The sequence below is a fragment of the Psychrobacter sp. genome, assembly GCF_036731945.1.
In the GTDB taxonomy this organism is placed as follows: Bacteria; Pseudomonadota; Gammaproteobacteria; order Pseudomonadales; family Moraxellaceae; genus Psychrobacter.
Map to the genome: position 1 here is coordinate 7,855 of NZ_DAINDI010000013.1, position 9,114 is coordinate 16,968.

Annotated in this window: 8 protein-coding genes and 2 pseudogenes; 7 read left to right on the forward strand and 3 right to left on the reverse strand. The window is 44.3% G+C overall.

Annotation, left to right across the window (positions count from 1 at the left end):
- The 5 genes and pseudogenes from V7D75_RS04130 to V7D75_RS04150 all read left to right on the forward strand — a co-directional run.
- The coding region (locus V7D75_RS04130; protein ID WP_333613525.1) for a 2,3,4,5-tetrahydropyridine-2,6-dicarboxylate N-succinyltransferase at positions 1-416 on the forward strand (416 nt) is incomplete at its 5' end.
- Between the two features lie 232 nt (positions 417-648).
- A pseudogene (gene queE, locus V7D75_RS04135) lies at positions 649-1,348 on the forward strand (7-carboxy-7-deazaguanine synthase QueE).
- A gap of 219 nt (positions 1,349-1,567) precedes the next feature.
- Positions 1,568-2,746 (forward strand): multidrug resistance efflux transporter family protein, encoded by a 1,179-nt coding sequence (locus V7D75_RS04140; protein ID WP_333613526.1) that lies wholly within the window; start codon positions 1,568-1,570, stop codon positions 2,744-2,746.
- Between the two features lie 14 nt (positions 2,747-2,760).
- Positions 2,761-3,396 (forward strand): trimeric intracellular cation channel family protein, encoded by a 636-nt coding sequence (locus tag V7D75_RS04145; RefSeq protein ID WP_333613527.1) that lies wholly within the window; start codon positions 2,761-2,763, stop codon positions 3,394-3,396.
- 90 nt (positions 3,397-3,486) lie between these two features.
- On the forward strand, positions 3,487-4,149 hold the full coding sequence (locus V7D75_RS04150; RefSeq protein WP_333613528.1) for a trimeric intracellular cation channel family protein: 663 nt from the start codon (positions 3,487-3,489) through the stop codon (positions 4,147-4,149).
- An 18-nt stretch (positions 4,150-4,167) separates the two neighbouring features.
- On the opposite strand, the gene recJ is transcribed toward V7D75_RS04150, so the two are convergent.
- On the reverse strand, positions 4,168-6,024 hold the full coding sequence (recJ, locus tag V7D75_RS04155) for a single-stranded-DNA-specific exonuclease RecJ (protein ID WP_333613529.1): 1,857 nt from the start codon (positions 6,022-6,024) through the stop codon (positions 4,168-4,170).
- A gap of 389 nt (positions 6,025-6,413) precedes the next feature.
- Here recJ and V7D75_RS04160 point away from each other — a divergent pair, with 389 nt between their 5' ends.
- Positions 6,414-6,929, forward strand: a complete 516-nt coding sequence (locus tag V7D75_RS04160) for a hypothetical protein (protein ID WP_200662905.1) — start codon at positions 6,414-6,416, stop codon at positions 6,927-6,929.
- Positions 6,930-7,064: 135 nt separating this feature from the next.
- Here V7D75_RS04160 and copM read toward each other — a convergent pair whose 3' ends face one another.
- Complete coding sequence (copM, locus tag V7D75_RS04165) at positions 7,065-7,829, reverse strand: CopM family metallochaperone (RefSeq protein WP_333613530.1); 765 nt, start codon at positions 7,827-7,829, stop codon at positions 7,065-7,067.
- Between the two features lie 240 nt (positions 7,830-8,069).
- Complete coding sequence (locus V7D75_RS04170; protein WP_333613531.1) at positions 8,070-8,537, reverse strand: DUF305 domain-containing protein; 468 nt, start codon at positions 8,535-8,537, stop codon at positions 8,070-8,072.
- A gap of 444 nt (positions 8,538-8,981) precedes the next feature.
- Between V7D75_RS04170 and V7D75_RS04175 the strand changes: the two are divergent.
- Positions 8,982-9,114, forward strand: a pseudogene (locus tag V7D75_RS04175) (DNA-binding response regulator); the annotation flags it as partial.

Below are 9,114 nucleotides of genomic sequence, written 5' to 3' on the forward strand. Positions count from 1 at the left end.
AAGGCGCGATGGTAGATACGTGGGCGACGGTTGGTTCGTGCGCCCAAATCGGTAAAAACGTGCATCTATCAGGCGGCGTCGGTATCGGCGGTGTCTTAGAGCCGCTGCAAGCCAATCCAACGATTATCGAAGACAACTGCTTTATCGGTGCGCGCTCTGAAATCGTTGAAGGCGTGATAGTAGAAGAAGGCTCAGTAATTTCTATGGGGGTGTTTATCGGGCAATCAACGCGGATTTATGACCGCGAAACGGGCGAGATTCATCGCGGCCGCGTACCAGCGGGCTCGGTCGTTGTACCCGGTAGCTTGCCATCAGAAGACGGTACACACAGTTTGTACGCCGCTATCATCGTGAAAAAAGTCGATGCGCAAACCCGAGCCAAAACCTCGGTCAATGAGTTATTACGTTTGGCCTAGCTTTTTGGTGATTAAGCTTTAGTTATGACGTTAATTTTTTATCAAAAAAGATGCTGAGGTTGACTCCAGCATCTTTTTTAATGCCTTATGGCAGTTTAATGCAAAACTTTACGTTATAATCTTCGTCTCATTTGAATACTAACATTTCTAGAGTTAGTCAGATTATTGACGCTTTTTTTATTTAATAAATGCTTGATAGCATTATCAATCCCTAACTGTACTTGTAAACCTTATGACTGAGCTCTTACTACGCACCTCGGCAATTCCTGTCACTGATCCCGAAGCAGGGTTACGTTTGACCGAAATTTTTTATTCGCTGCAAGGTGAAGCGCTGACCTCAGGCTTGCCGACGATATTTGTACGCTTGACCGGCTGTCCGCTACGCTGCGTCTATTGTGATACTGAATACGCTTTTAGTGGCGGCGAACGTCATTCGCTAGAAGCCATTATCGCCACCATCAAAAGCTATCCGTGTAAGCGTATCTGCTTGACGGGTGGTGAGCCGTTAGCGCAGCCAAATGCCGTTGAATTGATGCAACGTTTGTTAAATGACGGTTATGAGATTTCACTTGAAACCGCAGGCGCGCTGACGGTAAAAAATGTACCGCCTGCGGTCAGCAAAGTTATGGATCTGAAAACGCCAAGCTCAGGTGAAGTCGATAAAAATCTTTGGTCAAACCTCGACTATCTCACTCAGCACGACCAAATCAAATTTGTCATTATGAATCGCGCCGATTATGAGTGGGCAAAGGCAACACTGTTTGAGCATGTTTACTGTTGCAGAAGAAGTCGTTGCTAGTGAAGTATTGAGCAGCCCCGATGTGCCAGTATTGGCACGCGAGTTGGCTGAATGGATACTGGCAGACGCCCTTCCCGTTCGTTTTCAATTACAATTGCATAAGATTATTTGGGCCGATGCTAAAGGTAAATAATGGAATGAGCTTCGCGCAAATTGGACAAATCAATAGTTCAGATAAATAAGCAATCCAAATTCCAAACTAAACATCCTCTGAATATAGTCAAGGAATTTTAGAATCGCTACAAGGCGACCGACCGCGGATAGTACATTGAGTACATCTAGGGCGGGTAACACCGTAGCGGTTTAAAAGTGCTCTGACTATAGCTAAACAGCCGACTGCAAGGACGCATATATGGTCAAACTGATTTTACTGGGCTTATTGGCGGGGGCGTTCTTTAGCTCGACATTTATTTTAAATGAGCTGATGAGTAATGCTGGCGGCCATTGGTTTTGGTCAGCGAGCCTACGCTATGTCTTTATGTGGCTGATTATCAGCGCCGTTATTATCCTGCAACATGGCTTTGGACGTATTCAAGCGCTTGCGAGCATTTTTCGTCAGCACTGGCGCTTTTGGTGTCTTACCGGCAGTATTGGCTTTGGGGTATTTTATACCGGTATTTGCTATGCAGGCGACCACGTGGCAGGCTGGGTCGTTGCTGCTACCTTTATGTTTACCGTCGTAACCAGTTTGCTCGTACTATTGGCATTTGGGCAACGTTTCGATAAAAAGTTTATTATTTATGCGTTTTTGGTATTTATCGGGGTGGTATTGGTCAACGTCAGCGAAGGTTTACGCGCCTCTGCCCTTGCCGACATAGATAGCACGCCGATGGCAGAAATGCTACTTTACGGTGCCCTACCTGCGCTAATTGCGGCTTTTAGTTACCCAATCGGCAATCAACTAGTCTGGCAAGTCTCACATAACTCACGCAAACACTATCCTTATAAAGATAAAGCTAAAACGCAACAAGTAACAGAAGATAAGAAACTCAACAGTGAACAAAGTCATCACGAGCATAGTAACCAACCGCTTGTCTCAGAAGCTTTCGATTTGTCTGCTGTCATGTCTAGTACTTCGGATAACAACGCTACTTTAACCATCCTCTCTAGCATCGAAGTTAAATCCTCCTCACCTCTACAAAACCTCATTGCCCGCATTCCTGCTATCGAGACGAGCTTATTACAAAATGCCTTTAATAAAGTCTGGCTAATGACCTTGGGTAGCTTTCCATTTTGGCTGGTTTTAGGCGCTTTTATCCAGCCTGAACCACCTGCAACCACCCAGTTATTTAACACTTTGTTAGTTGCATTGTTGGCTGGGGTGGCAGCGACCAGCATATTTTTTTATGCGCGTGAGCAAGCGGTGACGTCAAGTGAAGTGGCAGGCGTTGACTCGACCCAAGCCAGCGAGGTCATCTTTGCTTTGATTGGCGGTATACTATTGTTGAATAACGCGCTACCCTCAGCATTGGGATTGGTCGGTATTGGGCTGATTATGCTAGGCCTAATATTATTTGCAAAAGACGGTTGAGGCTAAAATAAGTCATGATAAATCACTTTATTTTCCCCGATATTCTGCTGTATTTATTAGATATGGTGGGTGTCATTGCTTGTGCCATCGCTGGCACTTTGCTGGCGCAGCATAAAGGCTTTGATATTGCTGGCTGTATTTTGGTTTCTATGGTCAATGCCATTGGCGGTGGTACATTGCGCGATATGGCGCTCGATCGTCATCCGCTATTTTGGATGACTGACCTCAACTATGTCATTGTCATTACTATTACCTCGCTTATTCTACAAATTTTCTTTCATCTGTATCATAAGATTGATAAAGCGCTCAAATTTTTTGATGCGATTGGACTGGCGGCCTTTAGTGTTATTGGTTTTAAAGTGGCGTTGGCGCAAGATATGTCGCCAGTTATTGCCGTTATGATGGGAGTTTGGACGGCGATTATCGGTGGTTTATTACGTGATATTATCTGTAATGAGATACCGCTGCTGCTACAGCGTGAGATTTATATCACCGCCAGTATTGCAGGATCCTTGAGCTATTTGGCACTTGATTACTGGGGCGTTGATGCGGTTACCAATGAATTTATGATGTTATTTATTATCTTTTTCGTGCGTATGCTGGCGCTTAAATTCGATTGGCACCTGCCTTCTATTCGTTTGGTCGATTAACTATTCGTTTTACCGCTTAACTTCATGGGCAAAAAATAGCAGTGCTTTGATATTGACGTTTTAATATGAGGGATTTAATGAGAAAAATGCATGCTCACCATCGCTTTAGATTCTGAATTGATGACTACTTTTGACCCGCGCTCACTCATTTATCTGTTTGATATGATTGGGATTGTCGCTTGTAGTATTTCAGGGACGATATTGGCCAAGCATAAGAATTTCGATGTCTTTGGCTGTTTACTGGTATCGATTGTGACTGCCATCGGCGGCGGTACGGTGCGCGATGTCATTTTGGATCGTCCTCCGCTGTTTTGGATGGTAGACATGAGTTATTTGACGCTTATTACTGTTTCGTCATTGGTGATGCAGATATTCTTTCACCCCAACTCTAGGCGCGTTGATAAATTCCTTAAGCTCTCCGACACTATTGGGCTATCAGCCTTTACCTTAATCGGTATCAAGGTAGCCGATAGTATGGGCGCCAATGTGCCGGTGGCATTATTACTCGGGGTGATTACGATTATTGTCGGCGGCATCATCCGCGATATGATTTGTAATGAGATTCCGCTGGTGCTACAACAAGAGATTTATATTAGTGCGTCTTTGACGGGCGGCATTCTTTATTTTGCCCTGCAAAATCTTGGCGTAAGCGCTTGGATTGCTGATATCTCAGCAATGGCGACGATTTTTACTTTGCGGATGCTTGCCATTCGTTATGACTGGCAATTTCCAACCATTGAATGGAAATATTAAACTATTCAAGCCTAGCAACTACTCGCTTTTCTCTACTGTTTCTTTTACCAGCGCCAAATCTTTGACCATCAACTGCAAGCTTTGTTTGCCGTTCCACTCGTTAATGTCTAGCTGGAATAATACATGCACTTTGTCGGCGCGGTAATCCCAAGCATTGCTATCAAAATTGAATTGGATTGCCTCAATCGGATATTGCACCTCAGGATAACGTAGCGACAATTTAAGATGCTTGTCTTTTAATATCTTAAAGCTCAATACTTCAAATACGCCGTCAAATATCGGCGGTGCAAAGCCATGACCCCAAATGCTGGCGTTGGCTAAATGCTCTGCAAACCATAAGCTAAAATCAGCCGCTTGCAAGGGTCCATCGGTAAATTTCTGCTCGGCAAAGACTTCTTCATCAATCTGTGCCATCACTTCATTAAACGCGGTTACGAAGCCATCGAAATTACGCCGTTTAATGGTTAAACCTGCCGCCATGGCATGACCACCAAAGTGGCTGACTAAATCAGGATAACGTTCGGCCACTTGCTCAATCGCATCACGAATATGCACGCCTGCGATAGAGCGCGCTGAGCCTTTGATGGCATCGTCGTCACCCGTGCGTTCTGTATCCGCTGGTGCAAAAACGATACTGGGCAGATAATGGCTTTCTTTTAAACGACCAGCGACGATACCGATAACCCCTTGATGCCAATCGTCTTGATATAAAATAATACTGCGATTTTGATTATCAATAGCTGACTTTTCAGTTTTAGGCTGGATAAGAGTTTCATCGCTCTCGTCAGCATCAGTATTCACATCGGCAGTATTAACATCAGCATTAGAATCAGTAGCAGCTAACGCTTGCACAATGCTATCTGCTTGCGCGCGCATCTCGCCTTCGACATGACGGCGCGTACGGTTAAGCTGCTCAAGCTCTTGTGCCAAACGCTGTGCGGTGCTCCAATCATCAGTCAATAAGCACTCGATACCGATGCGCATATTATCCATACGCCCAGCGGCATTGATACGCGGACCTAAAACAAAACCAAAATCCTGCGCCTGCAATTGCTTCGGGTCACGGCCCGCTTGTTCAAGCAGTGCCAATATCCCAAGCGAGCAGCGACCCTGGCGAATGGCGTTTAGACCATGATGCACTAAAATACGATTGTTTTTATCGAGTACGCCAACGTCAGCAATCGTCCCAAGCGCGACCAAATCTAAATATTGGCTGACTTGCACGCTAGACTTGCCTGCTTCGCGGCGCAGTTTCGCCAAGCGTCCGAGCACATAAAACGCCACGCCGACGCCAACCAAGGCTTTACTACTAAAATTGCAATCGAGCTGATTGGGATTGACCACTGCTTCGGCGGGCGGCGTCTCTTTAGTAGTCAGATGATGGTCAGTGATAATAACAGTGATGCCATCGGCCTGCGCCCGCGCCACGCCGTCATGGCTTGAGATACCATTATCGACCGTCACAATCATGTCGGGCTTATAAGTCTGGATACCTAATTCAACAATCTCTGGCGTCAGACCATAACCATATTTAAAACGGTCAGGGACTAAAAAATCCACCACCGCGCCCATCTTTGTCAGCACGCGCATCATCAATGCGGTACTGGTTGCCCCGTCGCAATCAAAATCACCGACGATTAATATACGCTGACCTTCGTCGATGGCCACATCTAACAAACGCACCGCTTCGGTGACGCCATACAGCATTTCAGCAGGTAATAAACCAGATAAACCAGTCTCTAACTCATCAGGCGCAGTGATACCGCGACCCGCATAAAGCCTAGCAAGGGTAAAGGATTGGGCGGCAAGTGGTTGCAACGCGGCGGGCAACTCGTCGATGCGAGTGCAGGTATAACGGGGGGTTAAATTTAGCATGGTGCTATTCTACTGGCTTTGGCACATAGCCACAATGAGAATTTTTAGCAGTATCGTCTAGGTTTGGCGATTGCCCAATTATGCCTTATGGCGTAATTTATATGACATATCATGTAGGAAAAACAAAGGCTATAGATGGCGAATGTTTAAACACTTGCTTGGCAACCTGCCCTTTATTTACAAAAACGGTGTAGAGAGCCTGCAATTTTCTGCATTTTGCTACAAAGCAATGATTGTAAGGCGCTTATAAAGCCATAAAATGGTAAACATTCAAGATGAGTTATGAGAAGATGACTTATGAGAAAATTATAAGACACTCATCATTTTTGCCAAGTTTGCTTTTACTATATTAATTACTTTCTATTTTTTAAACATTTTAAGGACGCGTCATGAAAACCACCCCAACCGCTGAAAAACTGCCTAATACCATCGATCCTAATCTAGACCTAGATAAAGTCAAAAAGGAGTGCGAAAAATTGGTCAAAAAACGCGCCAAGCTTTCTGCTGGTGTTGCAATCGTACCTATTCCATTTTTTGACGTGGCAGTCGATGCCAGCATGCTGACCGTCCTGCTACCTGAGATCAGTGAGCGTTTTGGACTGATTGAAGGCCGCCAGTCTGCCGTCGATTTAGAATCACGCGCCATCCATTGGCAAGCGCTAAAAGACCGTACGGTTGATTTTGCAGGACTAATGGCGACACGTGGTATCGTGAAAAAGACCGTCCAAGGTTTCGGCGGTCGTATTGCCGCCAAACAAGTGACTAAGTTCATTCCTTTAGGTGGACAAATGGTCGCCGCGACCATGGGCTATATGATTTTCAAAAAAATCGCCACCGACCATATCAATGAATGCTATAACTTAGCAAAAGACATTCAGCAAAAGCAACATGGTAAAAATGTCTAACAGCATGCCATCATTGTTTAAAGTTTAAGAAATTATTATTCGTAAAAAAAACCCAGCTAAGATTCTTAGCTGGGTTTTTTAATTTAAGGAACAGACTTTTCATACTTAACAAACCTAGTATTTTATGTAAAAATACTAGCCGCCATTTTTGGCAATCCAATTTTGCATTTGCTCAATTTCAGCCTGCTGCGCGTCGATAACCGCTTGTGCCAGCTGACGCATTTCGGCATCTTTACCATATTTTAACTCTACTTCTGCCATATCAACGGCACCCTTATGATGCGGTAACATACCGCGCGCAAACGCCATATCAGGTTTAGGGTCCGCGATACCCGCCATCATCTCATCGTGCATAGCATCCATCCCATCAGCGTAGGCTTGTTGCATGGCTTTGGTATCAGGCATGGCTTCAGTTGCATCAGGATGACTGGCGAGCCAGCTTTGCATTTGTTCAATCTCAGATTGTTGGGCGTCGATGATTTCTTGCGCTAGCTGACGCATCTCTTTATCCGTACCGTATTTTAGCTGAATCTCCGCCATTTCAACCGCCCCGACATGATGACCGAGCATCCCTTGCGCAAACGCGGTATCGGGATCGTTGTAATTCATCCCAACCATCATCGCATCGTGCATTTTTACCATCGAGCCATTGTACGCTTTGTGCGTCACCGACATGTGCTCAGTATCTGTGCTCATCGCTGCCATATCGTGATTGGCGTGCGGGCTGGTCGCTGTTTCGGGAGTCGTGTCAGTCGTGTCATTGACGATTGCTTCTTCTGTAGCAGGCGCAGCGTTTTCATTAGCAGCCTCTTCATTTGCAGGCTGACAAGCACTGATAAGCAAGGCAGCACTAATACTAGTAGTAAGCACCCCAAGACGGGAATGGTTAGTAATTTTCATGGTGTATCCTTTGTTTAAATAAGGCGTAAAAAGTGGCAAATTAAGGAAAATTTACCGAAAAAAAATAGTTAAATGACTGCGTTAAATACAGCCATTTAACTACGAGCATTTATTAAAATATTAGTTAATTTTTTAACTTGGTTGTTCAATTTCTGGACTTTTTAAGTTCTATGGCGTTCAATTCTTAGGTTTTTTGAGCGATCAATTTACTAAGTGATTAAACGACAGCACTTCTTTAATTTATTTAAGCTCTTCGATTAGCTCTTGCATTTCGCCAATTTCGCGCTCTTGCGCCTCGATGATATCATCGGCAAGTTTACGCACTCTCGGGTCGTCGATATCGGCGCGGGTACTGGTCAAAATAGCAATCGAATGGTGCGGTATCATCGCCTGCATCCAGTCAACTTGATCAACGGTCGCTTGGGATCTGACGCCCCAAAGACCAACGGCAAACATTACGATGCTCAGCCCATAAATCATAAGATTGACTTTGTTTTTTTTGTACATATGGTTCATAAACGCCAACATGATGACCGACATAGCAGCGCCCATATACAGCGCCATATAAGCTCTGGTTTCGCTAAAATAAACGTGATCCCATTGATAAGTATTAAAATACATCATGATATACATGACGATGGTTGACGTTAAAATCATCAATGAAAATCTGACATACGGGTTCATTTTTTCTTCTTTTGAATGCTGCATAAGGTAGTCTCCCGCTACGTTGTTTATGTTTTTTTTATTAATTTATATTGCTTAGGCTATTTAAAGGCCTGGCCGATCACTAAAAGGTTTTTTATTGCATTTTATGAGCTTATAACCACTGCTTAGCAGACTCAACATCCGCGTATACTTGGTTTGTACTGTCTTTGTTTGCACGCATGGCTTTATAAAGCGCAAACTAACCTTGTTGATTTTTCTCCAAAAATGATAGCAGTATCAGCCTGACAATGAGATGACGCTAAGATGACAATTTTGTCATCTTAGCCGTCTGGCATAGGTATAGCGCTGGTATTGCTCTATGATTGGAGGTTTGCAACTTGTATATGATGCAATCGCATAAAAATTATAAATAACGGGCATGAGTACGCTATGAAAATACTATTGGTCGAAGATGAGCTGTCACTTGGTGATTATATTAAAAAAGGTTTGAGTGAGGCGGGCTTTATTGTTGAGCACCAAACGACAGGACTTGGTGGCTATCATGCTTTGATGACCGAGGATTTCAATGTGGTCATCATGGATGTGATGTTGCCTGATGTGAGTGGTTTTGAGTTGGTAC

Bases quoted from the DNA above. Each gene is read 5' to 3' on its own strand.
- V7D75_RS04140 (WP_333613526.1), top strand. From the start codon at position 1,568: ATGGTCAAACTGATTTTACTGGGCTTATTGGCGGGGGCGTTCTTTAGC.
- V7D75_RS04145 (WP_333613527.1), top strand. From the start codon at position 2,761: ATGATAAATCACTTTATTTTCCCCGATATTCTGCTGTATTTATTAGAT.
- V7D75_RS04150 (WP_333613528.1), top strand. From the start codon at position 3,487: ATGCTCACCATCGCTTTAGATTCTGAATTGATGACTACTTTTGACCCG.
- recJ (WP_333613529.1), bottom strand. From the start codon at position 6,024: ATGCTAAATTTAACCCCCCGTTATACCTGCACTCGCATCGACGAGTTG.
- V7D75_RS04160 (WP_200662905.1), top strand. From the start codon at position 6,414: ATGAAAACCACCCCAACCGCTGAAAAACTGCCTAATACCATCGATCCT.
- copM (WP_333613530.1), bottom strand. From the start codon at position 7,829: ATGAAAATTACTAACCATTCCCGTCTTGGGGTGCTTACTACTAGTATT.
- V7D75_RS04170 (WP_333613531.1), bottom strand. From the start codon at position 8,537: ATGCAGCATTCAAAAGAAGAAAAAATGAACCCGTATGTCAGATTTTCA.